The organism is Streptomyces sp. NPDC048337 (assembly GCF_043201175.1).
GTDB lineage: Bacteria > Actinomycetota > Actinomycetes > Streptomycetales > Streptomycetaceae > Streptomyces.
On the sequence record NZ_JBICYR010000004.1, the window covers coordinates 1 to 26,192 of the forward strand.

A 26,192-nucleotide genomic window follows, 5' to 3' on the forward strand; every position below is an offset into this window, starting at 1 on the left:
ATCCACCGAAGTGGACGGGGTATCAACTTCTGGCGTTGATTTTTGGCACGCTGTTGAGTTCTCAAGGAACGGACGCTTCCTTCGTACTCACCCTCGCGGGCTTTCCTCCGGGCTTTCGTTCTGTGTTCTTGCGTTTCCGACTCTATCAGACTCTTTCGGGCCCGATTTCCTCGGTGCTTTCCAGGCTCTTCGCTTTCGCGTTTTCCCTTTCCGGCGATTCCGACTCTATCAGATCCTTTCGGGCCTGACTCCCAGTCAGCGGGCTTCGCTTTCGGGGCCGTTGGGCCCTTGCGGCGAGTGAGACAGTAGCGGATTCCTCGCCCCCGAACCTAATCGGCGGCTGCGCCCTCGGACGCGGATTCCCCATTCGCAAATACGCATGAAAACGAGACGACGGAGTGCGTCGTTCGTTCGAATGTGTGGTGCGGGATGGCTGTCCGGGGACCGACCGGGGTCGGCGTCTCACTTCGGACAACTCGAAGAACCTTACGGACCTCGCCCAAGTGTGTCAACTCCAGGACAGGCGTCACCCGTAGGGCTAGCCTGGTGTCCATGACTACGCATGCGCTCACGCCCAGCCTTCGCTGGTGGGCCGCCTGACGGCGGCCGACCTACCACGCGAGCACGCATGCGCTCACGGCCGCCGCTACGGCGGCCGTTCTTGTTTCTCCCCTCCCGGGAGTGGCTCGGTCGCCCGACGCGGCGGCCTCGACACCACTCACACAAGGGAGAACAGGACATGACGAGGATCTTCAGCGGGGTCAAGCCGACCGGGCATCTGACGCTGGGGAACTACCTGGGGGCCGTGCGGCAGTGGGTCGCCGCCGACCAGGAGCCGGACGAGGCGTTGTTCTGCGTCGTCGATCTGCACGCGCTGACCGTCGAGCACGACCCGGCGCGGCTACGCCGGCTCAGTCGGCAGGTGGCGACGCTGTTCCTCGCCTCCGGGCTGGATCCGCAGCGGTGCACGTTGTTCGTGCAGAGCCACGTCGACGAGCACACGCGGCTGGCGTACCTGCTGGAGTGCACCGCCACCGACGGCGAGCTGCGGCGGATGATCCAGTACAAGGAGAAGGCGGCGAAGGCACAGGTCTCCGGGGAGGGCGTACGGCTGTCGCTGCTCACCTATCCCGTGCTGATGGCGGCGGACATCCTGGCGTACGGCGCCGATGAGGTGCCGGTCGGTGAGGACCAGCGGCAGCACGTCGAGCTGACCCGGGATCTCGCGGTGCGGTTCAACCAGCGCTACGGGCACACCTTCACCGTGCCGAAGGCGACCCTTCCGGCGGTCGCGGCGCGGGTCATGGACCTGCAGGACCCGACGTCGAAGATGGGGAAGTCGCACGACAGCGGTGCGGGGATCGTCTACCTGCTCGACGAGCCCGGGGTGGTACGCAAGAAGGTGATGCGGGCCGTGACCGACAGCGGGGACGGCGGTGTGGTCTACGACCGGGAGGCGCGGCCCGGCGTCGCGAACCTGCTGGACATCCTGGCGGCGTGCTCCGGGGGCGATCCGGCCGCGCTCGCCGAGGGGTACAGCGGTTACGGCGCGCTCAAGCGGGACGTCGCCGACGCGGTGGTCGAGCTGCTGCGGCCGGTGCAGGAGCGACACGCCGAGCTGGCCGCCGATCCGGCGGAGGTGGAGAAGGTGCTGCGGGAGGGGGCCGGGCGGGCTCGGGAGCTGGCGCGGCCGGTGGTGGACCGGGCGTACGAGGCCATCGGGCTGCTGCGGCCCTGAAGGGCGCGGAGTACGGGGGTGCGGGGGTATCGGCTGCTCCGCTCGCGCGGAAGGCCGTACCCCCGTACCGCTCGGTCAGCTGTTGCCGGAGGCGAGTTCGCGGCTGCGGTCGCGGGCCGCTTCGAGGGCGGCGATCAGGGCGGCCCGTACGCCGTGCTTCTCCAGCTCGACGATCGCGTTGATGGTCGTACCGGCCGGGGAGGTGACGGCCTCACGGAGCTTGACCGGGTGCTCGCCGCTGTCACGGAGCATCACGGCGGCGCCGATGGCGGCCTGGACGATGAGGTCGTGGGCCTGGGCGCGGGGGAGGCCGAGGAGGATGCCGGCGTCGGTCATCGCCTCGACGAGGAAGTAGAAGTACGCGGGCCCGGAGCCGGAGAGGGCGGTGGCCGCGTCCTGCTGGGATTCGGGGACCCGCAGGGTCTTGCCGACGCCGCCGAAGATCTCCTCGGTGTGGGCGAGGTGCTCGGCGGTGGCGTGGCTGCCGGCCGAGATGACGGACATGGCCTCGTCGACGAGGGCGGGGGTGTTCGTCATGACGCGGACGACGGGGGTGCCGGGGGCGAGCCGCTCCTCGAAGAAGGAGGTGGGGATGCCGGCGGCGCCGCTGATGACCAGGCGGTCCGCGGGGACGTGCGGGGCGAGTTCCTCCAGGAGCTTGCCCATGTCCTGCGGCTTGACGGTGAGGATGAGGGTGTCGGCGCGCTTGGCGGCCTCGGCGTTGGAGACGGCCTCGACGCCGTAGCGCGTACGGAGCTCCTCGGCGCGTTCGGCTCGGCGGGCGGTGACGAGGAGCTTCGAGGCGGGCCAGCCGCCGCGGATCATTCCGCTGAGCAGGGCCTCGCCGATCTTGCCCGTACCGAGGACTGCGACTGTCTGGGTCATGCCCGATTCACCTCGCCGAAGGAACGTGGGGTCGTACGGGATCATCCTCGCACCGGGGGCGGGTGGCGGGGGCCGGTGTCCGGTGGGTGGTCAGGCCGGGCCGCGTCTCAGGGCGTGCGGCGGCGGAGGGTGGCGGCGCCGAGGGCGAGGACCAGCAGGGCGCAGGCGGCGACGACGAGGGCGTCGCGGACGAAGTCGGCGGTCATGTCGGTGTGGGTGAGGACCTGGGTCATGCCGTCGACGGCATAGGACATGGGCAGGACGTTCGAGATGCCTTCGAGGACGGGCTGCATGGTGCTCCGGGGCGCGAAGAGTCCGCAGAGGAGCAGCTGGGGGAAGATCACCGCCGGCATGAACTGGACGGCCTGGAACTCGGAGGCCGCGAAGGCGGAGACGAAGAGGCCGAGGGCGGTGCCGAGCAGGGCGTCGAGGAGGGCGACGAGGAGGAGCAGCCAGGGGGAGCCGACGACATCGAGGCCGAGGAGCCAGAGGGCGAGACCGGTGGCGAGGAGGGACTGGACGACGGCGACGGCGCCGAAGGCGAGGGCATAGCCGGCGATGAGGTCGCCCTTGCCGAGCGGCATGGCGAGGAGGCGTTCGAGGGTGCCGGAGGTGCGCTCGCGCAGCGTCGCGATGGAGGTCACCAGGAACATCGTGATGAGCGGGAAGATCCCGAGGAGGGACGCGCCGATGCTGTCGAAGGTGCGGGGGCTGCCGTCGAAGACGAAGCGGAGCAGCGTCAGCATCAGGACGGGGACCAGGAGCATCAGCGCGATGGAGCGCGGGTCGTGGCGGAGCTGGCGCAGGACGCGGGCGGCGGTGGCGGTGGTGCGGGCGCCACTCATTGCGGAAATGGAAGTCATCGGCTCTGCTCCCGGGTGAGTGCGTTGGCTTCGTCGACGAGGCGGAGGAAGCCCTCTTCGACGGTGGCGGAGTGGGTACGGGTGCGCAGGGCGTCGGGGGTGTCCTGGGCGAGGATGCGGCCCTCGCGCATGAGGAGCAGGTCGTGGCAGCGCTCGGCCTCGTCCATGACGTGGGAGGAGACGAGGAGGGTGGCGCCGCGGGTGGCGGTGAGTTCGTGGAAGAGGTTCCACAGGTCCCGGCGCAGGACGGGGTCGAGGCCGACGGTGGGTTCGTCGAGGACGAGCAGCTCGGGGGTGCCGAGGAGGGCGACGGCGAGGGAGACGCGGCTGCGCTGGCCGCCGGAGAGGTTGCCGGCGAGGGCGTCGGCGTGGGTGGCGAGGTCGACGTCGGTGATGGCGCGGGTGACGGTGGCGGCGCGGCGGTCGGCGGCGGCTCCGCGGCCAGGGTCGAGGATCGCGGCGAAGTAGTCGAGGTTCTGCCGGACGGTGAGGTCGTCGTAGACGGAGGGCGCCTGGGTGACGTAGCCGATGCGGGAGCGGAGCTCGGGGTGGCCGGCGGGGCGGCCGAGGACGTCGAGGGTGCCGGTGACGTGGGCCTGGGTGCCGACGATGGCGCGCATGAGGGTGGACTTTCCGCAGCCGGAGGGGCCGAGGAGGCCGGTGATGCGGCCGCGGGGGACGTCGAAGGCGATGCCGTCGATGACGGTGCGGGGAGTGCGGCCGGTGCCGCGGCGGACGGTGAGGGCGTGGGCGTGGACGGCGGGGGTCCCGGTCGTGCCTGCGGCGCCCTGCCCGGGATTATTCATCATGTGATGAATAATGCTCCTGGCGGTGCCAGGGCGTCAATCGGCCGGTGCGTGGCGGGCTACTTCTTGCGCTTGGGGCGGCGGGCGGCCGGGTTCCCCGTACGGGCGCTGCGGCGGCGGGCGAATTCGGCCGAGGCGCGCTCGTACTCGGTGCGGCGCAGCTTCTCGCCCGGGGCCTCGGTGAGGCAGCGGAGGAAGTACGCGATGAGGGAGCCGATGAAACCGATCGCCTTGAGGCCCTTGAGGGCGGCCTCGTCGGAGGAGGGGGCCGGGCGGCGGCTGAAGGACTCCCAGGTCTTGGCGAAGGCGATGGAGCTGGCGATCGCGAAGAGGACGACGACGGAGATGCTGAGGAAGGGGCCGACGTTGCCGATCTCCAGGCCCTCGTAGGCGAGGCGCAGGAGGTAGGCGCCGACCACGGCGGCGAGGAGCGAGCCGATGGCCGCGCCGGCGCGGCGCAGGGCGTAGCCGCCGTCGTGCTCCACCCAGGTGGTGCCGAAGAACCGGATCGGCTCGGGCTCGGGGCCGGTGGGGGCCGCGGCCTTGCCAGCCGGCTCGGCGGGGGTGCTCTGGTCTCGCTGGTCGTCGTCGCTCACATCAGCGATTATCCCCCGCCGGGCCGGTCGGGCCGGGTGCGTCTCACGTGGCAGACGGGTCGGGGGCCGGGGCCCCTCAGGCGCAGCGGGCGGCGATGTAGCCGTCGCTGCCCGTCTTCACGTAGGCGTCGGAGACGAACCGGCCGTTGCCGATGCAGTCCCAGATGTCCGTGGTGCCGTACGGGCCCGAGATCGTCGTGCCGGGGCACTGGCAGCGGATCGTGACGTACCCGCCGGCAGGCAGCACGTCGATGATCGAGTAATTCGTACCGGGACCGCTGCGGACGTTGACCCGGTAGCCAGGTGCGAGCGGGTATGTCGGATATCCCCCCTCAGCGGCAAGGCTCTCGATCTGGCTTGAATCGTTCTCAACGGACATGCGAAAACTCCCCCCTTGGGTGTTGCACTGCGCAACGCGCGCAGGGTAGCAAGCCCTTGGATGTTCGCACGGGGTATCGACTAGGCTCCGGCGGGGGTGGTGAGCGGTGCAGTCGCTGCGGGACGCGGACTACGCCGGGTTTCCGGAGTATGCCGGGCAGTACCGGCTCGAATCCGTGCTCGGCTCCGGCGGCATGGGCGTCGTCCACCTGGCCACCTCCAGTTCGGGGCTGAAACTCGCCGTCAAGGTCGTGCACGCCCAGCACGCGGTGGACCCCGAGTTCCGGGCACGGTTCCGGCAGGAGGTCGCGGCGGCTCGGCGGGTGAGCGGGGCGTTCACCGCGCCCGTCGTGGACGCCGATCCGGATGCCGAACGGCCTTGGATGGCCACCCTGTTCATCGACGCCCCGACGCTCGCCGAGCGCGTACGGGAGCGGGTGCTGGACCCCGTGGAACTGACCCGGCTCGCGGCCGGGCTGGCGGAGGCGCTGCGGGACATCCACCGGGCCGGGGTCGTGCACCGGGACCTGAAGCCCAGCAACGTACTGATGGCCCCGGACGGGGTGCGGGTCATCGATTTCGGGATCTCGCGCCCGGCCGACAGCGATCTTCGGACCGAGACGGGGAAGTTGATCGGGACGCCGCCGTTCATGGCGCCCGAGCAGTTCCAGCGGCCCCGGGACGTGGGGACGGCCGCGGACGTGTTCGCACTGGGTGCGGTGCTGGTGCACGCGGCGACCGGGCGCGGGCCGTTCGACTCCGACAGCCACTACCTCGTGGCGTACCAGGTCGTGCACGCCGAGCCCGATCTGACGGGGTTGCCGGCACGGCTCGTACCGATCGTGACCCGGTGCCTGGCGAAGGATCCCGCGGAGCGGCCGACCGCCGATGCGCTGATCTCCGAGATGCGCGCGATCGCCTATCCGACGGGCGAGGACACCCAGGCTTTCATCCCCCAGCCTCGTCGGCCCGTCGCGGACGAGGAGATCACGCACCGGCGGGAGCGGATAGCCCCGCATGGCAACCGCGCCGGAAACCGACGCAGGCCGGCGCTGCTGGCGGCGGGGATCGGGTTGCTGCTCACGGTGGGAACGGTCGGCGGCTACCTGCAGTTCGGGCCGGATGCCGAGGCGTCGGGGCAGGTCACGAGCCGGGCGTCGGGATCGCCGGAGGCCAAGAGTTTCTCACCGTGGGCGGTGTCCTTGGTCGGGCACCCCGCGTCGTGCTCGGCCGAGGGCGCCGCCCTGTACTGCGCGGGACGCGGACTGGCTGCCGCCCGGCTCGACCCGGCGGACGGCTCGGTGATGTGGGCCGTGCGCGCGACCACAGCGGCTCCCGGAACGGCGACGGACAGTGTCCCCCTGCACGCCGGCGGAGTGGTCCTGGCAGTGGCGCCCGGCAGTGAGCTGCTCCAGGCCCTGGATCCGGAGACGGGTGCCCAGCGCTGGCAGCGGAAACTGCCGGGTGGCTCCCGCCTGGTGACCGCGGGCCCACACGTGCTCGCGGTGGCGGCCAGCGGAAGCGTCACCGCCCTCGACGCGGCGAGCGGCGCCCAACGCTGGACGAAGCAGATCGGCGGGTCGGGGTCCGTATGGTGGGGCGCCCCCGGCCAAGCGGGTGTGCCCGTGCTCTACGTGTCGACGCCTGACACCGCGGGCAGGTCGTCCCAGCTCGCGGAAGTGGACCCCTCCAGCGGGGTTGTGCGCTGGCAGGTACGGACCAGCGGAAGGCTGCGACCGATCGGCACGGCGCACAACGTCGTCTACCTGCTGGACAACGACGCCGGTACCACGACGAACGCGGTCGTACGGGTGGACGTGGTGACCCACGCGGCGCACCGGGTGCAGCTGTCGGCTCCGCTGTACGAGGCGGAAGCGTCGGTGGGTCCGGACGGGACGGTGTACGCCTTCGAGGCACGGGGCGGACTGGTGGCAGTCGGCGCGGACAGAGAGCAGTGGCGGTTGCAGACCGGCGTCGTGGTCGCCTCACGGCCTGTGTTCGCCGAGGGGCGGGTGTACCTGGCCGCGTCGGACGGAAGGCTGCTGGCAGTCGACGCGAAGGCCGGGCAACTGCTGGGACAGACCAAGCCCCGCATGGGCGGCAACCAGGAGCGCGTCAGCGCGACGGTACCCGCCCCCGTCCTCACCTCCGGCCGGGCCTACGCCTCCGCCCCCGACGGGGCCGTCTTCGCCGTGGACGCGGCGAACCCCGCCGGGTGGTGAAGCTCCCGGCGGGGTCCCCAGTGGCAGTGGCTCAGCCCAGGCGGGTCACGTCGCGGACCGCGCCCTTGTCGGCGCTCGTCGCCATGGCGGCGTAGGCGCGCAGGGCCGCCGAGACCTGGCGCTCGCGGTTCTTCGGGGCGTAGACGCCGCCCAGGGCCTCGTGGCGGGCCGCCAGTTCCTCGTCGGAGACCAGGAGCTCGATCGAGCGGTTCGGGATGTCGATGCGGATGCGGTCGCCGTCCTCGACGACGGCGATGTTGCCGCCCGAGGCCGCCTCCGGGGAGGCGTGGCCGATGGAGAGGCCCGACGTGCCGCCGGAGAAGCGGCCGTCCGTCACCAGGGCGCAGACCTTGCCGAGGCCGCGGCCCTTGAGGAAGGAGGTCGGGTAGAGCATCTCCTGCATGCCGGGGCCGCCGCGCGGGCCCTCGTAGCGGATGACGACGACGTCGCCCGGCTGGATCTCCTTGCGCAGGATCTTGTCCACGGCCTCGTCCTGCGATTCGCAGACGACCGCCGGGCCCTCGAAGGTCCAGATCGACTCGTCGACGCCGGCGGTCTTGACCACGCAGCCGTCGACGGCGATGTTGCCGCGCAGGACCGCGAGGCCGCCGTCCTTGCTGTAGGCGTGCTGGACCGAGCGGATGCAGCCGCCCTCGGCGTCGAGGTCGAGGGTCTCCCAGCGCTCGGACTGGGAGAAGGCGGTGGCGGAGCGCTTGCAGCCGGGGGCGGCGTGCCACAGCTCCTGCGCCTCCTCCGAGGCCGTGCCGGAGCGGACGTCCCACTTCGCCAGCCAGTCCTCCAGGCCGTCGGAGTGGACCGTGTTGACGTCCTTGTTCAGGAGGCCGCCGCGGTGCAGCTCGCCGAGGATGGCGGGGATGCCGCCGGCCCGGTGGATGTCCTCCATGTAGTACGTGCCGCCGGGCGCGACGTTCGGCGCGACCTTGGCCAGGCACGGGACGCGGCGCGAGACGGCGTCGATGTCCTTGAGGTCGTAGTCCAGGCCCGCCTCCTGCGCCGCGGCCAGCAGGTGCAGGATCGTGTTCGTGGAGCCGCCCATGGCGATGTCGAGGGCCATGGCGTTCTCGAAGGCCTCGCGGGTGGCGATGTTGCGCGGGAGGACGGACTCGTCGCCGCCCTCGTAGTAGCGCTTGGTGATCTCCACGACCGTGCGGCCGGCGTCCTCGTACAGGGCGCGGCGGGCGGTGTGCGTGGCGAGGACCGAGCCGTTTCCGGGGAGGGCCAGACCGATGGCCTCGGCGAGGCAGTTCATCGAGTTGGCGGTGAACATGCCGGAACAGGAACCGCAGGTCGGACAGGCGTTCTCCTCGATGCGGAGCACGTCCTCGTCGGAGACGTTCTCGTTCGAGGCGTCGACCATGGCGTCGATCAGGTCCAGCTTGCGGACGGTGCCGTCGACGAGGGTGGCCTGACCGGCCTCCATCGGGCCGCCGGAGACGAAGACGACGGGGATGTTGAGGCGCATGGCCGCCATCAGCATCCCGGGCGTGATCTTGTCGCAGTTGGAGATGCAGATCAGGGCGTCGGCGCAGTGCGCCTCGACCATGTACTCCACGCTGTCCGCGATCAGGTCGCGGGAGGGGAGGGAGTAGAGCATGCCGGCGTGGCCCATGGCGATGCCATCGTCGACCGCGATGGTGTTGAACTCGCGCGGGATGGCGCCCGCGGCGCGGATGGCGTCGGAGACGATCCGGCCGACCGGGGCAAGGTGGGTGTGGCCGGGGACGAACTCGGTGAAGGAGTTGGCGACCGCGATGATCGGCTTCCCGATGTCCTCGCTCGCTACGCCCGACGCACGCATAAGGGCGCGTGCGCCCGCCATGTTGCGGCCGTGGGTGACGGTGCGGGACCTCAGCTCGGGCATGCTGTTTCACTCCCCATGGGTGCGGCTGTTCCGTAGATCAAAGCCGCGACTGCGGATATGGCATATAGCTCAGATACGAGGCTACGCCCACTGCCCGGGATCCGGACATGCGGTCCGTATGACGGGACGGGCGGCTCAGCTTTCGGTCAGGTACCGCTGAAGAGTAGGGGCTACGAGGGCCACGATCTGATCGGGGTCGGCGGACGCGAGGGGCTCGACCCGGACGACGTAGCGGAGGATCGCGATGCCGACCATGTGGGAGGCGGCGAGCTCGGCCCGGAAGGTCGGGTCGGGGACGTCGAGGTCGGCGGCGACCCGCTCCAGCAGCCGCCTCAGCACCAGCCCGCGCAGGACCTTCGCGGCGGCCTCGTGGGTGAGGGCGGAGCGGATCACGGCGAGCAGCGGGGCCCGGGTGACCGGGTTCTCCCAGATCCCCAGGAAATAGCGGGCGAGGCGCTCGCCGATCCCCTCCGGCCCCTCGCCGAGGATCGCCGGGACCACGAGGGCCGGCTCCATGCTCAGCTCGATGGCGGCGGCGAAGAGGTCTTCCTTGCTGCCGAAGTAGTGGTGGACCAGCGCCGGGTCCACGCCCGCGACCTTCGCGATGCCGCGTACGGACGTCTTGTCGTAGCCGCGCTCCGCGAACACCTCGCGGGCGGCGAGCCGGATCCGCTCCTGGGTGCCGGGCCCGTCGTCGACCTCGTCCTGGCGCGGCCGCCCGGGCCCGCGGCGGCGACGCGGCTTCTCGGACTCGGTCACGACCGGCGGACCCCCTGACGCCTGTCGGGGGCGGCGGTGGCGAGGTGCAGCCTCGTGAACGCCAGCGCCTCGGCGAGATCGGCCTCCCGCTCGGCGGAGGACATGGCCCGCCGCGTATTGACCTCGATGACGACGTGCCCGTCGAAGGAGGTCCGCGCGAGCCGCTCCAGCAGCTCGGCGCACGGCTGGGTCCCCCGCCCCGGGACCAGGTGCTCGTCCTTCGCGGAACCGTTTCCGTCGGCCAGGTGCACGTGGGCCAGCCGGTCCCCCATCCGGTCGACCATCGCCATGCCCTCGGTCCGCGCGGTGGCCGTATGCGACAGATCAACGGTGAAGTGCCGGTAGTCGTCCTTGGTCACGTCCCACTCGGGCGCGTAGGCGAGCATTTCGCGATCCCGGTACCGCCACGGATACATGTTCTCGACGGCGAACCGCACGTCCGTCTCGTCCGCCATCCGCCAGATCCCGCTGACGAAGTCACGCGCGTACTGCCGCTGCCACCGAAACGGCGGATGCACGACGACGGTGCTCGCACCGAGCCGCTCCGCCGCCACTTGCGCCCGCTGCAACTTGGTCCAGGGATCGGTGGACCACACCCGCTGGGTGATCAGCAGGCACGGCGCGTGCACCGCGAGGATCGGCACCTGATGCTGATCGGACAGCCGCCGCAGGGCATCGATGTCCTGACTCACCGGATCCGTCCACACCATCACCTCGACCCCGTCGTATCCGAGGCGCGCGGCGATCTCGAAGGCGGTCGCCGTCGACTCCGGATACACGGAGGCAGTGGAGAGGGCGACTTTCGCGGTCGGGATGCGGACTGGTTCTGCCACGCAGACAGCGTACGGTCCCACCCCGGCCCCCTGCCGCGCCGCCCCGGCCGAGTCAGCCACGCCGGTTTGCGCGCGATCTCCTCACGCTGGGCATGGAGGCGTGGATCCCTGTGGGCCCGCCGCTGCGCGCGTACGGTGGACGTAGGGGTGCGCCGGTTCAGGCGATGCGGTCTTCTGCTCTCCCACAGGAGGGAAAGGCAATGCCCGAGCACGAGGTCGGCACACAGGAGGAATTCGAGGCGGCCCGGCAAGAGCTTCTGGTGGAGGAGAAGGAACTCACCCGCCGCGGCGACGAGCTGGCCCGCAAACGGCGCGAGCTCCCCTGGGTACCGGTCGAAAAGCCCTACACCTTCCAAACGGAATCCGGCACGAAGCCACTGGCGGACCTCTTCGACACCCGCGGGCAGCTACTCGTCTACCACTTCATGTTCGGCCCGCCGTACGAGGCCGGCTGCCCGGTCTGCTCCTCGATCGCGGACACCCTCAACGCCAACGCGATCCACCTCAAGGCCCGCGACGTAACCCTGATCTGCTCCTCCCGGGCCCCACTCGACAAACTCCTCTCCTACCGGAAGCGGATGGGCTGGACCTTCGACTGGGTCTCCCCCAACGACAGCGCGTTCCACCGCGACCTCGGCTTCATGTACACGGAGGAGGAGCTGAAACCTTTCCTCGATGGCGAGATCCCGCCCACGGTGACCCAGATGGCGAAGGCATGCGGCACGACCGTCCTCGAGTACGTCACCGAGGGCCCGGGCCTGAGCGCCTACGCGCAATCGGACGGCACCGTCTACCGCACGTACGTCACCACGGCCCGCGGCCTCGAACCCGCCATGGCCTACTACGGCCTCCTGGACCGCACCCCCTTGGGCCGCCACGAGGAGGGCGAACAGACCCACTGGCTGCGCCGCCACGACGAGTACGGCAACACCTGAGAGCAGTGCATCCCCTTGCGGACAGTACCTGTCCGCAAGGGGATGCACTCTGAGGTTGTCGGCACACCCGGGCCCCGGAGCGGGGGCGGTAGGTGCCCCCATTCGACGGAAAGGCGCGATCACCATGTCCCAGGACATCCAGCTGCTGGAGAAGGCCCTGACCCACACGGCGCAGCTGCTCGGCAACGTCAGCCCGGACCAGTACGGGCGGCCCACCCCGTGCGACGACTTCGACGTACGCACCCTGGCCAACCACCTCGTGGCCGGCAACCCCTACTACGTGGGCCTCGCCCAGGGCGGCGCCCCCGACTTCTCCCTGTTCGCCCGGGACCACATCGGCGAGCGGCAGCCCGGGGAGGTCTACGCCGAGGGCGCCAAGGAGGCCCTGGCCGCCTGGCAGGCCGAAGGCGCGCTCGCCCGGCAGATGCCACTGCCGGGCGGGGGCCTGGGGCCGCGCCTGGCCGACCTGCACCTGTTGGAGGCCGTCCTGCACGGCTGGGACCTCGCCACCGCCACCGGCCAGGCCCGCACCGGCGACCCGGACGCCGTCGAGGCGGTCTTCCGGACCTGGCACGGCAACCACCCCGACGCCATCCGCCCCCAGACGGGCATGTTCGCCCCGTCCAAGCCCGCCGCACAGGACGCCCCCACCCTCGACCGCCTCGCGGCCTACTTCGGCCGCACCATCTGACCGCGCCCCTCGCGGTCGCCGACGAGCTGAGCCCGCTCTCGCAGGTCTCGTACGGCCCGAACGGTGCCGTGCGAGCGGAGCCGCAGACCCGTCCGGCCGCCCACGAGTTGGAGGACGGGGTCCGGCCCGGGGGCCGATCGCGGCGGCCTGCCTCGTCGTCGGGTACTCCACCCCGCCCCCGGCCACCCCTGACCGACCGGCCACAAGGAGTAAGAGCAGGACAGCCACAGACGGGTGCAGACGCCGAGCCGAGGGGGAGCGCGTAGCGATCTGTCGCGACCCAGCCCCGGACGGGCCGCGGACGCCAAGCCGTGCGAAGCGCGTAGCGATCCAACGCGTCTGGCGGCTCCCGACGGGCCCCTCACCGCTGTTTCGTGCGGGTAGAGCCGGCCCGGCCCGGGATCTGGCGCCATGCGCCCCGGCTGGGTGTCCCCTGGCTCCCGGGGCCCGGCGCCGCCCAGCCGGGATGGTGGGGCTTGGCCGGCCTGGGGAAGCGGGCTCGCGCCTCCCTGGCTCTCCCCGCGTGCTCGTCTCTGACCCGGCCCGTTCTTTTGGGGGCTTCCCGGCAGTCCTTGGTCTTTCCGGGGCGGGACGGTCGGTCAAGAGTGGCCGAAGGCCATCGCGAAGCGACGCGAAGCGCTCTTGAGGGACCGGCCCGACCCGGAAGGACTATGGGACTGACGGAAAACCCCCAACCCTCCCTGATACCGGGTCACTGAGCCCCCGAACCCCGAAGCCACCGACCAGCAGGCCGACTTGCCTGACCAAAATGCCGACGGGACCGACCCCGCTCACCGGACTACCGAGGCCCGGTCTCGCCACCGAGGGAGGCGGGTGGGCAACCACCGCAGCGCCGCGGTGGTGAGAGGGGGGTAAAGGCGCCGACCGAGCGCGAAGCCCGCCACCCCAGACACCCGGCAGCAATCCGCCCCGACCCGCACGAAGCTTCGTACAGCCCCCTCAGCCCCCTCAGCCCCCCGCCCCCGTGGGCAAGTGGTCCAGGCGGCGGAGGATTACGCCCTCGCGCAGGGCCCAGGGGCAGATTTCGAGTTCGTCGACGCCGAAGAGGTCCATCGCGCCCTCCGCGACCAGGGCGCCCGCCAGGAGCTGGTTCGCGCGGCCCTCCGAGACGCCCGGGAGGGCGGACCGCTGGGCCGTGGTCATCGCCGCCAGGCGCGGGACCCACTCCTCCAGGGCCTTGCGGGACAGGTCCCGCTGTACGTACAGGCCCTCCGCCGAGCGGGCCGCGCCCGCGATCCGCGCCAGCTGCTTGAACGTCTTCGACGTCGCCACCACGTGGTCCGGGGCCCCGAAGCGGCTGAACTCGTGCACCGTCCGCGCGATCTCCGCCCGCACGTGCCTCCGCAGCGCCCTGATGTCCATGGCGTCCGGCGGGTCGCCCGGGAGCCAGCCCGCCGTCAGGCGGCCCGCGCCCAGCGGGAGGGAGACGGCCGCGTCCGGGTCCTCGTCGATGCCGTACGCGATCTCCAGCGAGCCGCCGCCGATGTCCAGGACCAGCAGCTTCCCCGCCGACCAGCCGAACCAGCGGCGCGCCGCCAGGAAGGTCAGCCGCGCCTCGTCGGCACCGCTGAGGACCGGCAGGTCGACGTCCGTCTCGGCCTTGACCCGGGCCAGCACCTCGTCCGCGTTCCTGGCCTCGCGCACGGCGCTGGTCGCGAAGGGGAGGACGTCCTCGCAGCCCTTGTCCTCGGCCGCCTGCACGGCGTCGGCGATGACCGAAATGAGACGCTCGACGCCCTCGGGCGTGACGGCTCCGTGCTCGTCGAGGAGCTCCGCCAGCCGCATCTCCACCTTGTGCGAGTGCGCCGGCTGCGGGCGCGCACCGGGGTGCGCGTCCACCACCAGCAGATGGACCGTGTTCGAACCCACATCCAGGACACCGAGTCTCATAGGGGGAAACGCTACTGCGACGAACGCGCGGCGGTTGTGTAAGGGGCGCTTAGGCTGGTGTTTGTGCCAAATACGAAGAAGGCCAACAAGACCCGATCGAAGAACGACGCGGGCAAGGGCAACACCAAGGCCAAGCCCGCAGCCGCAGCCGCCGCCGTCCCCGACGAGAAGGGCCTGGACTTCCCCCGGGCGTGGGTGGAGTTTCCCGACCCCGCCGACGAGGAGCAGGTCTTCCGCTGTGACCTGACCTGGCTGACCTCCCGCTGGACCTGCATTTTCGGCCAGGGCTGCCAGGGCATCCAGGCGGGCCGGGCGGACGACGGCTGCTGCACGCTCGGTGCGCACTTCTCCGACGAGGACGACGAGAAGCGCGTCGCCTCGCACGTGGCGCGGCTGACGCCGGAGCTGTGGCAGTTCCACGACGTCGGCAGCGAGACGGGCTGGACCCAGCACGACGACGACGGGGAGAAGCAGACCCGGCGCTGGGACGGCGCGTGCATCTTCCTGAACCGGCCGGGGTTCCCCGCCGGGGCCGGCTGCTCTCTCCACATCCTGGCGCTGAAGGAGGGGCGCGAGCCCCTGGAGACCAAGCCCGACGTCTGCTGGCAGCTGCCGATCCGCCGCACGTACGACTGGATCGACCGGCCGGACGACACCCGGGTGCTCCAGGTGTCGATCGGCGAGTACGACCGGCGCGGCTGGGGTCCGGGCGGCCACGACCTGCACTGGTGGTGTACGTCGGCCACGTCCGCGCACGGCGCCGGGGACCCGGTGTACGTGTCGTACCGGGCAGAGCTGACGGAGCTGATGGGCAAGGAGGGGTACGAGGCGCTGGTGAAGCTGTGCGAGGCGCGGCTCGCCTCGCTGCTGCCGATGGCCCCGCACCCGGCCGATCCGGCTCCGGCCTCGGACCAGGCGCCGGCTCCGGACCGGGACCCGAAGTCCGTCTAGGGCGACGGAGCCGACGGACCCGGTTCCGGGGAAACCGTTCCGTCTGAGGACGACGACGGCGCGGGAGTCGCGGACTCCGTGGGAGTGGGCGTCGGCGTCGCCGTCGGTGTGGGCGACGGCGGCTCAAGAGTCGGGGTCGGCGTCGGATCCGGCGTGGGAGGCGAGGGCGACGTCGACGGCGACGGCTGTTCCGTCGTGGGTGCCGGGCGCCCGCGCCCCTGGATGGAGACGACCGCCCCGCCCGGGTCCACCCCGACCCGGGCGCGCCAGGCGCCGACGGGCTGGGCTTCGGGGTCCACGTTGATCAGCAGGGTGACCGATTCTCCGGGAGCCAGCGTGCCCGCGGTCCGGCTGGCCCGCAGCCAGGGCGCGTCGGACCAGAGCCGCCAGTCGACGGGGGCGCCGCCGGAGGCGGTGAGGGTGAGCACGGTGGTGGCGCCGTGGGAGGACGCGGCGACGGTGAGCCGGCCGGGCGCGCCGGGGCCGGCCCCGTCGGCGGTCGCGGGCGGTCCGGCGCTGATCACCTCGACGGAGACGTCGGGGTCGGCGCTGCCCGGGGCGAAGCCGGGACCGCCGGTGGTGGTGGCGGCGTTGCCGGTGTTCTCGTAGGCGGTCAGCGGGCGGCCGCTGACGTGCGGCGGCAGCGGGAGGTCGGATTCGCTCGCGGAGATGCGGGTGGTGTCCGAGCCGACGGGTTCGCCGGTGCTGGGGGCGCCCCGGTACGCCGCCCACAGCGCGAGGACCGGCGCGGCGACGACGGTGGCGACCACGGTGGTGGTCACGGCGCGGGCGCGCAGCCGGTCGCGGCGGGCGGCGCGGTCCTTGGGGTCCATCGGGAAGCCGGTGCGGTCGAAGCGCGGGGCGGGCCGGCGGCGCCGGCCGGAGCGGAGCATCGCGGCGTGTACGGCGGTGCGCGGGGCGGGCACGAGCGGGAGGGCGGCGGTGTTGATGCCGCCGGAGCCGGGCCAGGGGGCGGCGGCGCCCACGCGTTCGGCGACGCGGCGGCAGCGCGGGCAGTCGTCCACGTGGCGTACGAGCTCGGCGCGCAGGGTGGTGGACAGCAGCACCTGGCCGTCGCCGGTGAGCCGGGAGACGGTCGGGCAGCTGCCGGTCTCCACGACGGCGAGGGCGGCGCGGGTGCGCTCCACCTCGCAGGCGGCGCCGGACAGGAGCTCCCGGGCGGTGGCGGCGGGGGTGCCGAGGACGGAGGCCAGTTCGGTGACGCCGAGGCGGTGGCGGACGGCGAGTTCGAGGGCCTCGCGCTGCTCGGGCGTGGTGCCGGCGGCCTCGGGCCAGGCGAGGCGGGCCAGCTCGGTACGGCGGTAGGCGCTCACGTCAAGCGTGCGATGGGCTTCGGTGGCCCGGCCGGTGTCCGGTCCGGTGCCGGGACCGGAGCGGACGCCCCCCGGCGCACGGCCCGGTCCGGTGTGCTCCGGCGCGCGCCGGGCGGAATGCGCTCCCTGCCGTGCGCGCCGCTGCTCCGCCAGCCGGTGCAGGCAGCCCCAGCGGGCGAGGGCGTACAGCCAGGCCCGCAGGTCCCCCTCGTCGGGACATCGGCCGGGGTTCCGCTCGGCCACGGCGAGGACGTCGCCGAGCACGTCGGTGGCGGTGTCGTGGTCGCACAGGACCGACAGGCAGTACGTGAACAGGCCGTCCAGGTAGGGCTCGTGCCGGAAGGCGGGCGGCGGCTCCCCGTCGGAGGGCGTGCGCCCGTGCGCCCGGTGTGCGCCGGTGCGCGCTGAGGTGTGTGCCTGGTTGCTGCTGTCCACCCGGCGACCGTAGGCGGCGCGCCGGTTGCGCCCCGGAAGCCTTCCCCGGAATTAGCCCTTACGGGTGACGAGATCGGCGCGCCGCTGACAGCGGCCCTGACGGTCACGGGTCCGGCGCTGTCGGTGGGGGCGGCTACCGTGGGGCGCATGGCTGCCCGTACTGCTCGTTCATCCGCCAAGGACCGGCCGTCCTACCGCTGTACCGAGTGCGGCTGGACGACCGCGAAGTGGCTCGGGCGCTGCCCCGAGTGCCAGGCCTGGGGCACCGTCGAGGAGATGGGCGCGCCCGCCGTGCGCACCACGGCCGCCGGCCGGGTGTCGACGGCCGCGCTGCCGATCGCGCAGGTCGACGGGCGGACCGCGACCGCGCGCAGCACCGGCGTGGACGAGCTGGACCGCGTCCTCGGCGGCGGGCTCGTGCCCGGCGCCGTCGTGCTGCTCGCCGGCGAGCCGGGCGTCGGGAAGTCGACGCTGCTGCTGGACGTCGCGGCGAAGGCGGCCAGCGACGAGCACCGCACCCTCTACGTCACGGGCGAGGAGTCGGCGAGCCAGGTGCGGCTGCGCGCCGACCGGATCAACGCCCTCAACGACCACCTCTACCTCGCCGCCGAGACCGACCTCTCGGCGGTGCTCGGGCACCTCGACGCCGTGAAGCCCTCCCTCCTCGTCCTGGACTCCGTCCAGACCGTCGCCTCTCCCGAGATCGACGGCGCGCCCGGCGGCATGGCCCAGGTGCGCGAGGTGGCCGGGGCCCTGATCCGGGCCTCCAAGGAGCGCGGGATGGCCACCCTCCTCGTGGGCCACGTGACCAAGGACGGGGCCATCGCCGGCCCCCGCCTCCTGGAGCACCTCGTGGACGTCGTCCTGAGCTTCGAGGGCGACCGGCACGCACGGCTGCGGCTCGTGCGCGGCGTGAAGAACCGGTACGGGGCCACCGACGAGGTCGGCTGCTTCGAACTGCACGACGAGGGGATCACCGGGCTCGCCGACCCCAGCGGACTGTTCCTGACCCGGCGCGCCGAGGCCGTCCCCGGGACCTGCCTGACCGTGACCCTGGAGGGCAAGCGCCCGCTGGTCGCGGAGGTGCAGGCGCTCACCGTGGACTCGCAGATCCCCTCCCCCCGGCGCACCACCTCGGGCCTGGAGACCTCGCGCGTCTCGATGATGCTGGCGGTGCTGGAGCAGCGCGGCCGGATCACGGCGCTGGGCAAGCGCGACATCTACAGCGCGACCGTGGGCGGGGTGAAGCTGACCGAGCCGGCCGCCGACCTGGCGATCGCGCTCGCCCTGGCCTCGGCCGCCAGCGACGTGCCGCTCCCGAAGAACCTGGTGGCCATCGGGGAGGTCGGCCTGGCCGGGGAGGTGCGCCGGGTGACCGGCGTACAGCGGCGGCTCGCGGAGGCGCACCGGCTCGGCTTCACGCACGCGCTGGTGCCGTCGGATCCGGGCAAGGTGCCGGCCGGGATGAAGGTCATCGAGGTGGCCGACATGGGTGACGCGCTCCGGGTGCTGCCGCGCGGGCGGTCCCGTACGCCGGCCCGGGAGCGGGCGGGGGAATAGCTGGTCAGAGGTCTGTACGGGGTCCTCGCGGGGGCTACCTGGCCAAGCCACGGCGGGGCCGCAGCGGGCGCCGGTAGACTTCTGGATGGTCCGCCCGGCCGTACGCAGGCGGCGCAACCCGCGACCGGAGGAGTGCAGTGGCAGCCAAGGACGGGGCAGCAGCACCCGGGAAGTCCGGCGCGAGCTCCAAGCACGAGGCGTTGATGCGCGCCTCGCTGAGCGCGGTCGCCCCTGGTCAGCCACTGCGTGACGGCCTCGAGCGGATCGTTCGCGGCAACACCGGCGGGCTCATCGTCCTCGGCATGGACAAGACGGTCGACGCGATGTGCACCGGCGGGTTCGTGCTGGACGTGGAGTTCACCGCGACCCGGCTGCGCGAGCTGTGCAAGCTCGACGGCGCGCTGATCCTGGACAAGGACATCACCAAGATCCTGCGGGCGGGTGTCCAGCTGGTGCCGGACGCCTCGATCCCGACGGAGGAGACGGGTACGCGGCACCGTACGGCCGACCGCGTCTCCAAGCAGTGCGGCTTCCCGGTCGTCTCGGTGTCGCAGTCGATGCGGCTGATCGCGCTGTACGTGGACGGGGAGCGGCGGGTCCTGGAGGAGTCCGGGGCGATCCTGTCGCGGGCGAACCAGGCGCTGGCCACGCTGGAGCGGTACAAGCTCCGCCTGGACGAGGTCGCCGGGACGCTGTCCGCGCTGGAGATCGAGGACCTGGTCACGGTGCGCGACGTGACGGCGGTCGCGCAGCGGCTGGAAATGGTCCGCCGGATCGCGACCGAGATCGCCGAGTACGTGGTCGAACTGGGCACGGACGGGCGACTGCTGTCGCTGCAGCTGGACGAGCTGACGGTCGGGATCGAGCAGGAGCGGGAGCTGGTGATCCGGGACTACGTGCCGGAGCCGACGGCGAAGCGTTCCCGCACGGTGGACGAGGCGCTGGCGGAGCTGGACGCGCTGACCCACGCGGAGCTGCTGGAACTGCCGATCGTGGCGCGGGCGCTGGGGTACACCGGCTCGCCGGAGACCCTGGACTCGGCGGTGTCGCCGCGGGGCTACCGGCTGCTGGCGAAGGTCCCGCGGCTGCCGGGGGCGATCATCGAGCGGCTGGTGGAGCACTTCGGTGGTCTGCAGAAGCTGCTCGCTGCCAGCGTGGATGACCTGCAGACCGTGGACGGGGTGGGCGAGGCCCGTGCCCGTAGCGTCCGCGAGGGCCTGTCCCGCCTGGCGGAGTCGTCGATCCTCGAACGCTACGTCTAGCCACTCCGGGGGCTCCGCGGGGGCGGAGCCCCCGGTCAGTCCTGCTTCAGGACGAAGGAGGTTCGGGCCACCGGCATGCCCGGGGACTTGACCTCCACCACGTACGTGTCCGGAGCCGCGGACCCCGCCGGAGGCGACTGGCACTGGTCGGGGGCGCTGAAGTGGCGGTCCCAGTCCAGGGGCTGCTTGGTCTCGCCGCCCGCCGGGAGGCGGAAGAACGCGTTCCCGGCGCCCGTCGGGCAGTCCGCCGAGGACCACACCGCCTTGGTGCTGGTCGCCTGAAGGATGGTCAGGACCGCCTGCTTCGGGCCGAGGTCGACCTTGCAGGTCGTGCCGGAGACGTTGCGGGTGATCAGTTCGAGGCGCGGCTTCTCGTTCGCCTCGTACTCGTTCTTCACGCTCTTGACCTCCCACTGCAGCGCGGTCGGCGCGCAGGTGGGCAGGGCCGAGTCCGCCGGGACGGGGGCCGGGGCCTGGCCGCCACCGCTGCCCGCGGCTGCGGCACCGCCCGAACCGGAACCGGAGCCCGGTTCGCCGTTCTTGCCCGCGCCGCCCGCGCCGCCGCCCTCCGAGCCGGCGCCTGTACCGGTGCCGCCGCCGCCCGACTCCGCGCGTCCGCCCGGGGCCTGGCTGATCGCCGGCCCCGTGCCCGCCGGGCCGGGGGTGATGGAGACGGCCGGATCCGGGTGGCTCTGGCCCTTTCCGTTCGTACTGGACTTCCCCCCACCGGAACTGACGGTCCATACGGCGAGGAGCGCGAGGAGCGCGACAACGGACGCCAGCACAGCCCTCCGTCGCCAGTAGATGGAGGAGGGGAGCGGCCCGACCGGATTGCGCAGAGATCCCACGAGCGGAACTTTACGAGAGTCCGCCGCCCGATCGGTGCCCCACATGCCGCGCAGCGTGCTCGATTTGCCGATGATCATCCTGCGGGTGCAATCCGATGGGGCGAGAATCAGCCAAGAGTCTGACGCTCTCCTGAGGCCTCACTACGTACGGTCGGTGACCATGGACAGTTCCGCCCTTTATCGTGACGTCACCGACTTCGCCCACTCCACGCCCGCGTGGGTGCAGTCGGCGTTCGAGGTGTGGACGGAGTACGGGCTCCTCCTCTTCGGCCTGCTCTTCGCGGCCGTCTGGTGGCGTGCGCGCACCCGCCCCGGCCCCCGCGCCGTCGCACTCGCCGTCCTCGCCCCGCTGGCCGCCGCCGTCGCCTACGTCGCCTCCGAGGTCGTGAAGTCCACCGTGGACGAGGAACGCCCCTGCCGTGCCGTCGTCGGCGCCGCCGCCTCGCTGATCAAGTGCCCGGCGCCCGGCGACTGGTCCTTCCCCAGCAACCACGCGGCCATAGCCGGCGCCGCCGCCGTCGCGCTCGCCCTGGCCGTACGCCGTCTGGCGCTGCTGACCGTGCCGCTGGCGCTGCTGATGGCCTTCTCCCGCGTCTTCGTCGGCGTGCACTATCCGCACGACGTCGCGATGGGCCTGCTCCTGGGCGGTTCGCTGGCCGCCCTCGTCGTCCTGGCGCTCACCGGTCCGATCAGTACGATCATCGCCGCCCTGCGGGCGAGCGGAGTCCGCGCCGCTGTCTGGTTCACCGGCCCGGGCCCGGCGCGCGAGGGGTGAAACGTGCCAGGATGCCGTCTGCCATGACTGCATCCCCCGTATCCCCCGCTTCTTCGACGGACGCCACCCCCGACGTCCCCCGCGCGCTGCACTCCCCCGTCATCGCGTGGTTCGACGAGCACGCCCGCGACCTGCCCTGGCGCCGCCCCGAGGCCGGCCCCTGGGGGGTCATGGTCAGCGAGTTCATGCTCCAGCAGACGCCCGTCAGCCGGGTCCTGCCGGTCTACGAGCAGTGGCTCGCCCGCTGGCCCCGCCCCGCCGACCTGGCCGCGGAGGCCCCCGGCGAGGCCGTACGGGCCTGGGGGCGGCTCGGCTACCCGCGCCGCGCCCTGCGGCTGCACGGCGCGGCCGTCGCCATAACGGAGCGGCACGGGGGCGACGTACCGCGGGACCACGCGCAGCTCCTCGCGCTGCCCGGGATCGGCGAGTACACCGCCGCCGCCGTGGCCTCCTTCGCGTACGGGCAGCGGCACGCCGTGCTCGACACCAACGTCCGGCGGGTCTTCGCGCGCACCGCGACCGGGGTCGAGTACCCGCCGAACGCCACCACCGCCGCCGAGCGGCGCCTGGCCCGGGCCCTGCTGCCCGAGGACGAGGAGACCGCGGCCCGCTGGGCGGCGGCCTCGATGGAGCTCGGCGCGCTGGTGTGCACCGCCAAGAGCCCGGACTGCGCCCGCTGCCCGGTGGCCGGCCTGTGCGCGTGGCGGCTCGCCGGGAAGCCGCCGCACGAGGGGCCGCCGCGGCGCGGGCAGACGTACGCCGGGACGGACCGCCAGGTGCGCGGCCGGCTGCTCGCCGTGCTCCGGGAGGCGGCGGGCGCGGTTCCGCAGGCCCTGCTCGACACGGTCTGGGAGGAGCCGGTGCAGCGCGCCCGGGCCCTCGACGGGCTGGTCTCCGACGGGCTGGTCGAGCCCCTCGACGGCGGGTTCTACCGGCTGCCGCTCACCTGACCCACTCGCGATCCACCCGCGGTCCACTCGCGCGGGACGACGGGATCCGTACCCGGCCCGGAGCTGACTCTCAGATTCCGCTTCCGGCCGGGAAACCCCAGCTCACAGGCACTGTTACACAACCTATGGGTGTCCGTGCGCCCACCGAAGGCTGGCCCGCACAGGCCCGTGACAACCCCTCCGTACCTTCGAATCCGCAAGACAGCGGATCAGCGGTTGGTCGGAACGGAGGCGGTCTGAGATGGCGCACGGCGAGGTACTCGAATTCGAAGAGTACGTACGCACTCGGCAGGACGCGCTGCTGCGCAGCGCCCGGCGCCTGGTCCCGGACCCCACCGACGCGCAGGACCTGCTCCAGACGGCCCTGGTGCGCACCTACGGCCGCTGGGACGGCATCGCGGACAAGTCCCTGGCCGACGCCTACCTGCGCCGGGTCATGATCAACACCCGTACCGAGTGGTGGCGCGCCCGCAAGCTCGAAGAGGTCCCCACCGAACAGCTCCCCGACGCGTCCGTCGAGGACGGCTCCGACCAGCGCGCCGACCGCGCCCTGCTGATGGACATCCTCAAGGTGCTCGCGCCCAAACAGCGCAGCGTGGTCGTGCTGCGACACTGGGAGCAGATGAGCACCGAGGAGACGGCCGCCGCGCTCGGAATGTCGGCGGGTACGGTGAAGAGCACGCTGCACCGCGCGCTGGCCCGCCTCCGGCAGGAGCTGGAGAGCCGGGACCTGGACATGCGGGCGCTGGAACGCGGTGACCACACCATCCGGTACGAAGGACGTGAGCGGTGCGCGGCCTGAGCGGCCAAGGCCAAAAGCAGGGACAAGGACAAGGGCAAGGACCGGGGCAGGCACTGACCGGCAGACGTTCGCTGGTCCTGATGTCGGCGGGGACGGTCGTCCTCGTCGGCACAGCCGTGTTCGCGGTCGGCTGCGCCACCGGCGGGACCGGCCTGCGCGACGGCGGCCCCGCACGGACCGAGACGGTGTCCAAGACCGCCCCCACCGCCACCTCCACCGACGGGTACGCACCCTCCGCGACCCCCTCCGGCCGCCCCCTGAAGAAGGTCGACCCCGTCGCCCTGCTGAAGGCGGACCCCAAGGTCAGCGCCGAGATCAAGCGGGACCTCAAGCCCTGCACGGGCAAGGAGTACCCGGTGGACGTCAGCTACGGGAAGGTCACCGGCAGCCCCGTCGTCGACATCGTGGTCAACGTCCTGTCCTGCGCCGACGCGCTCGGCCGTGGCTCGTACGTGTACCGGGCGGACGGAGCGAAGTACGAGAATGTCTTCTCGGACGAACAGCCACCCGTCTACGCGGAGATCGACCGGGGCGACCTCGTGGTCACGAAGCAGGTCTACGGAAAGAGCGACGCGCTCTCCTATCCGTCGGGCGAGGACGTGATCACGTACCGCTGGGACGGGGAGAAGTTCACCGAGCAGGACCGAGTCCACTCGGAATACAGCAACGTGGTCGACGGCGGGAGCCAGCCCGCCCCGGCCGCCAGTCAGAAGAACTGAGTACGAAGAACCGAGGCGAGGCTTCCGCATGGCCGAAACCCATGTCCTGTTCGTGGAGGACGACGACGTCATCCGTGAGGCCACGACCCTGGCGCTGGAACGCGACGGGTTCGTGGTCACCGCCATGCCCGACGGCCTGTCCGGCCTGGAGTCCTTCCGCGCCGACCGGCCCGACATCGCCCTGCTCGACGTGATGGTCCCCGGCATGGACGGCGTGAGCCTGTGCCGCCGCATCCGCGACGAGTCCACCGTCCCCGTGATCATGCTGTCGGCGCGCGCCGACTCCATCGACGTGGTGCTGGGCCTGGAGGCGGGCGCCGACGACTACGTCACCAAGCCCTTCGACGGTTCCGTGCTCGTGGCCCGCATCCGCGCCGTGCTGCGCCGCTTCGGCCACGCCGGCGGCCCGCAGAACGGCGGCTCCGGCGGCTCCGACGACGGACAGGACGCCGAACGCGGGGTGCTCTCCTTCGGCGACCTGGAGGTCGACACCGAGGGCATGGAGGTCCGCAAGGCGGGCGCGGCGGTGGCCCTGACCCCGACCGAGATGCGACTGCTGCTGGAGTTCTCCTCCGCACCCGGCACCGTACTGTCGCGCGACCGCCTGCTGGAGCGGGTCTGGGACTACGACTGGGGCGGCGACACCCGCGTCGTCGACGTCCACGTCCAGCGGCTGCGCACCAAGATCGGACAGGACCGGATCGAAACGGTCCGGGGCTTCGGATACAAGCTCAAGGCATGAGACAGGTGACCCTTCGTACGGGGATCCGCTGGAAGATCGCACTGGCCATCGCCGCCGTGGGCACGCTGATCACGGTCGCGCTCAGCCTGGTGGTGCACAGTGCTGCCCGTACGTCGATGCTGGAGAGCGCCCGCGAGACGCAGCTGGACCGGGTGCAGTTCATCTCCCGCAACGCCGAGGCCGGGCGCAAGCCGCCCATGGGGGCCAAGCTCAACGATCCCGACCTGCCGGGCGACCTGCGCGAGAAGGCGCGGTCCGGGCGGCGCGGGACGTACATCCAGGAGAACCCGCGCGGGCTGCCCGAGGTGTGGGCCGCCGTGCCGCTCGGCAACGGGCAGGTGCTGTCGCTGCACACGCAGTTCCGGGAGAGCGCCAACATGGTGCGCGACCTGGACCGGGCCCTGGTCGTCGGCTCCCTCGCCGTCGTGATCGCCGGCTCGGCGCTCGGCGTGCTCATCGGCGAGCAGATCTCGCGCCGGCTGCGCAAGGCCGCGGCCGCCGCGCAGCGGGTGGCGCACGGGGATCCCGACGTACGGGTACGGGACGCCGTCGGGGGCGTCGTACGGGACGAGACGGACGATCTCGCGCGGGCCGTGGACGCCATGGCCGACGCCCTGCAGCAGCGGCTGGAGGCGGAGCGGCGGGTGACCGCGGACATCGCGCACGAGCTGCGGACGCCGGTGACGGGCCTGCTGACGGCGGCGGAACTGCTGCCTCCGGGCCGGCCGACCGAGCTGGTGCGGGACCGGGCGCAGGCGCTGCGCGCGCTGGTCGAGGACGTACTGGAGGTGGCCCGGCTGGACAGCGCGTCCGAGCGGGCGGAGCTGCAGGACGTGGCGCTGGGCGAGTTCGTGAGCCGGCGGGTGACCGCGCTGATGCCGGAGGCGTCCGTACGGGTCGTCGCGGACGAGATCGTCAGCACCGACCCGCGGCGCCTGGAGCGGATCCTGGGGAACCTGCTGGCCAACGCCTCGCGGTACGGGCGGGCGCCCATCCAGGTCGACGTCGAGGGCCGGGTCGTACGGGTCCGGGACCACGGGCCGGGCTTCCCTGAGGCCCTGCTGCGCGAGGGGCCGAGCCGGTTCCGGACGGGGTCGACGGACCGCGCGGGCGTGGGGCACGGGCTGGGGCTGACCATCGCGGAGGGACAGGCGCGGGTGCTGGGCGCCCGGCTGACCTTCCGTAACGTGGCCGCTCCGGGCGGTGTGGAGCGCGAGGGCGCGGCGGCGGGGGCGGTGGCGGTGCTGTGGCTGCCGGAGCACGCGCCGACGGCGACGGGGAGCTTCCCCGTCATCCAGCTGCCGCAGAGCTGACC

Annotated in this window: 25 protein-coding genes; 14 read left to right on the forward strand and 11 right to left on the reverse strand. The window is 72.3% G+C overall.

Features of this window, described 5'->3' with window-relative positions; translation table 11 throughout:
- Positions 1 to 248: hypothetical protein (locus ACGFYU_RS07965; RefSeq protein ID WP_393826423.1), on the forward strand; the 248-nt coding region annotated here is incomplete at its 5' end.
- A gap of 491 nt (positions 249 to 739) precedes the next feature.
- Positions 740 to 1,738 (forward strand): tryptophan--tRNA ligase, encoded by a 999-nt coding sequence (gene trpS, locus ACGFYU_RS07970; protein ID WP_393826424.1) that lies wholly within the window; start codon positions 740 to 742, stop codon positions 1,736 to 1,738.
- A gap of 75 nt (positions 1,739 to 1,813) precedes the next feature.
- On the opposite strand, the gene proC is transcribed toward trpS, so the two are convergent.
- The 5 genes from proC to ACGFYU_RS07995 all read right to left on the reverse strand — a co-directional run bounded on the left by proC (position 1,814) and on the right by ACGFYU_RS07995 (position 5,267).
- A complete protein-coding gene (gene proC / locus ACGFYU_RS07975; RefSeq protein WP_393826425.1) occupies positions 1,814 to 2,623 on the reverse strand; it encodes a pyrroline-5-carboxylate reductase in 810 nt (269 codons plus the stop codon).
- Between the two features lie 107 nt (positions 2,624 to 2,730).
- Positions 2,731 to 3,486: an ABC transporter permease gene (locus tag ACGFYU_RS07980; protein WP_393826426.1), complete on the reverse strand. Its 756-nt coding sequence runs from the start codon at positions 3,484 to 3,486 to the stop codon at positions 2,731 to 2,733.
- Entirely contained in the window at positions 3,483 to 4,295 is an 813-nt protein-coding gene (locus ACGFYU_RS07985) for an ABC transporter ATP-binding protein (RefSeq protein ID WP_393826427.1), read from the reverse strand. Before ACGFYU_RS07985 ends, ACGFYU_RS07980 begins: the two co-directional genes overlap by 4 nt.
- Before the next feature lie 56 nt (positions 4,296 to 4,351).
- The gene (locus ACGFYU_RS07990) at positions 4,352 to 4,897 is read right to left on the reverse strand and encodes a hypothetical protein (RefSeq protein ID WP_393826778.1); all 546 of its coding nucleotides are present in this window, start codon (positions 4,895 to 4,897) and stop codon (positions 4,352 to 4,354) included.
- Positions 4,898 to 4,964: 67 nt separating this feature from the next.
- Positions 4,965 to 5,267, reverse strand: a complete 303-nt coding sequence (locus ACGFYU_RS07995) for an SH3 domain-containing protein (RefSeq protein ID WP_393826428.1) — start codon at positions 5,265 to 5,267, stop codon at positions 4,965 to 4,967.
- 106 nt (positions 5,268 to 5,373) lie between these two features.
- On the opposite strand from ACGFYU_RS07995, the gene ACGFYU_RS08000 reads away from it, so the two are divergent.
- The gene (locus tag ACGFYU_RS08000; RefSeq protein WP_393826429.1) at positions 5,374 to 7,488 is read left to right on the forward strand and encodes a PQQ-binding-like beta-propeller repeat protein; all 2,115 of its coding nucleotides are present in this window, start codon (positions 5,374 to 5,376) and stop codon (positions 7,486 to 7,488) included.
- Between the two features lie 31 nt (positions 7,489 to 7,519).
- On the opposite strand, the gene ilvD is transcribed toward ACGFYU_RS08000, so the two are convergent.
- The 3 genes from ilvD to ACGFYU_RS08015 form a co-directional block, all read right to left on the reverse strand.
- Positions 7,520 to 9,370 carry a dihydroxy-acid dehydratase gene (gene ilvD / locus ACGFYU_RS08005; protein WP_393826430.1) on the reverse strand — a complete coding sequence of 617 codons (1,851 nt, stop codon included), beginning with the start codon at positions 9,368 to 9,370 and terminating at the stop codon, positions 7,520 to 7,522.
- A 135-nt stretch (positions 9,371 to 9,505) separates the two neighbouring features.
- Entirely contained in the window at positions 9,506 to 10,129 is a 624-nt protein-coding gene (locus tag ACGFYU_RS08010; RefSeq protein WP_393826431.1) for a TetR family transcriptional regulator, read from the reverse strand.
- Positions 10,126 to 10,962 (reverse strand): sugar phosphate isomerase/epimerase family protein, encoded by an 837-nt coding sequence (locus ACGFYU_RS08015; RefSeq protein ID WP_393826432.1) that lies wholly within the window; start codon positions 10,960 to 10,962, stop codon positions 10,126 to 10,128. The genes ACGFYU_RS08010 and ACGFYU_RS08015 overlap by 4 nt, the downstream gene beginning before the upstream one ends.
- A 200-nt stretch (positions 10,963 to 11,162) precedes the next feature.
- Between ACGFYU_RS08015 and ACGFYU_RS08020 the strand changes: the two genes are divergently transcribed.
- Positions 11,163 to 11,897 (forward strand): DUF899 domain-containing protein, encoded by a 735-nt coding sequence (locus ACGFYU_RS08020; RefSeq protein WP_393826433.1) that lies wholly within the window; start codon positions 11,163 to 11,165, stop codon positions 11,895 to 11,897.
- 124 nt (positions 11,898 to 12,021) lie between these two features.
- Positions 12,022 to 12,588 (forward strand): TIGR03086 family metal-binding protein, encoded by a 567-nt coding sequence (locus tag ACGFYU_RS08025; protein WP_393826434.1) that lies wholly within the window; start codon positions 12,022 to 12,024, stop codon positions 12,586 to 12,588.
- A 969-nt stretch (positions 12,589 to 13,557) separates the two neighbouring features.
- Here the strand turns inward: ACGFYU_RS08025 and ACGFYU_RS08030 are convergent.
- Complete coding sequence (locus ACGFYU_RS08030) at positions 13,558 to 14,499, reverse strand: Ppx/GppA family phosphatase (protein WP_393826435.1); 942 nt, start codon at positions 14,497 to 14,499, stop codon at positions 13,558 to 13,560.
- Positions 14,500 to 14,562: 63 nt separating this feature from the next.
- Between ACGFYU_RS08030 and ACGFYU_RS08035 the strand changes: the two genes are divergently transcribed.
- The gene (locus ACGFYU_RS08035; RefSeq protein ID WP_393826436.1) at positions 14,563 to 15,450 is read left to right on the forward strand and encodes a hypothetical protein; all 888 of its coding nucleotides are present in this window, start codon (positions 14,563 to 14,565) and stop codon (positions 15,448 to 15,450) included.
- Here ACGFYU_RS08035 and ACGFYU_RS08040 read toward each other — a convergent pair.
- Positions 15,447 to 17,219 carry a hypothetical protein gene (locus ACGFYU_RS08040; RefSeq protein ID WP_393826437.1) on the reverse strand — a complete coding sequence of 591 codons (1,773 nt, stop codon included), beginning with the start codon at positions 17,217 to 17,219 and terminating at the stop codon, positions 15,447 to 15,449. The genes ACGFYU_RS08035 and ACGFYU_RS08040 overlap by 4 nt on opposite strands.
- Before the next feature lie 147 nt (positions 17,220 to 17,366).
- Here ACGFYU_RS08040 and radA point away from each other — a divergent pair, with 147 nt between their 5' ends.
- Together radA and disA are read left to right on the forward strand one after the other, a co-directional pair.
- Entirely contained in the window at positions 17,367 to 18,779 is a 1,413-nt protein-coding gene (gene radA / locus ACGFYU_RS08045) for a DNA repair protein RadA (protein WP_393826438.1), read from the forward strand.
- Between the two features lie 137 nt (positions 18,780 to 18,916).
- Positions 18,917 to 20,041 (forward strand): DNA integrity scanning diadenylate cyclase DisA, encoded by a 1,125-nt coding sequence (disA, locus tag ACGFYU_RS08050; RefSeq protein ID WP_382649545.1) that lies wholly within the window; start codon positions 18,917 to 18,919, stop codon positions 20,039 to 20,041.
- A gap of 35 nt (positions 20,042 to 20,076) precedes the next feature.
- Here the strand turns inward: disA and ACGFYU_RS08055 are convergent, their stop codons facing one another.
- On the reverse strand, positions 20,077 to 20,889 hold the full coding sequence (locus tag ACGFYU_RS08055; protein ID WP_393826439.1) for a hypothetical protein: 813 nt from the start codon (positions 20,887 to 20,889) through the stop codon (positions 20,077 to 20,079).
- 160 nt (positions 20,890 to 21,049) lie between these two features.
- Here ACGFYU_RS08055 and ACGFYU_RS08060 point away from each other — a divergent pair, with 160 nt between their 5' ends.
- From ACGFYU_RS08060 to cseC, 6 genes are all read left to right on the forward strand, one after another.
- Positions 21,050 to 21,664, forward strand: coding sequence for a phosphatase PAP2 family protein (locus ACGFYU_RS08060; RefSeq protein WP_393826440.1), 615 nt, complete (start codon positions 21,050 to 21,052; stop codon positions 21,662 to 21,664).
- A gap of 23 nt (positions 21,665 to 21,687) precedes the next feature.
- The gene (locus ACGFYU_RS08065; RefSeq protein WP_393826441.1) at positions 21,688 to 22,614 is read left to right on the forward strand and encodes an A/G-specific adenine glycosylase; all 927 of its coding nucleotides are present in this window, start codon (positions 21,688 to 21,690) and stop codon (positions 22,612 to 22,614) included.
- Between the two features lie 241 nt (positions 22,615 to 22,855).
- Positions 22,856 to 23,416 (forward strand): SigE family RNA polymerase sigma factor, encoded by a 561-nt coding sequence (locus ACGFYU_RS08070; RefSeq protein ID WP_069920779.1) that lies wholly within the window; start codon positions 22,856 to 22,858, stop codon positions 23,414 to 23,416.
- An 80-nt stretch (positions 23,417 to 23,496) separates the two neighbouring features.
- The gene (locus tag ACGFYU_RS08075) at positions 23,497 to 24,135 is read left to right on the forward strand and encodes a hypothetical protein (protein WP_393826442.1); all 639 of its coding nucleotides are present in this window, start codon (positions 23,497 to 23,499) and stop codon (positions 24,133 to 24,135) included.
- A 28-nt stretch (positions 24,136 to 24,163) separates the two neighbouring features.
- Complete coding sequence (cseB, locus tag ACGFYU_RS08080; RefSeq protein ID WP_393826443.1) at positions 24,164 to 24,877, forward strand: two-component system response regulator CseB; 714 nt, start codon at positions 24,164 to 24,166, stop codon at positions 24,875 to 24,877.
- Positions 24,874 to 26,190, forward strand: a complete 1,317-nt coding sequence (cseC, locus tag ACGFYU_RS08085; protein WP_393826444.1) for a two-component system sensor histidine kinase CseC — start codon at positions 24,874 to 24,876, stop codon at positions 26,188 to 26,190. The genes cseB and cseC overlap by 4 nt, the downstream gene beginning before the upstream one ends.
- Positions 26,191 to 26,192 lie beyond the last annotated feature (2 nt).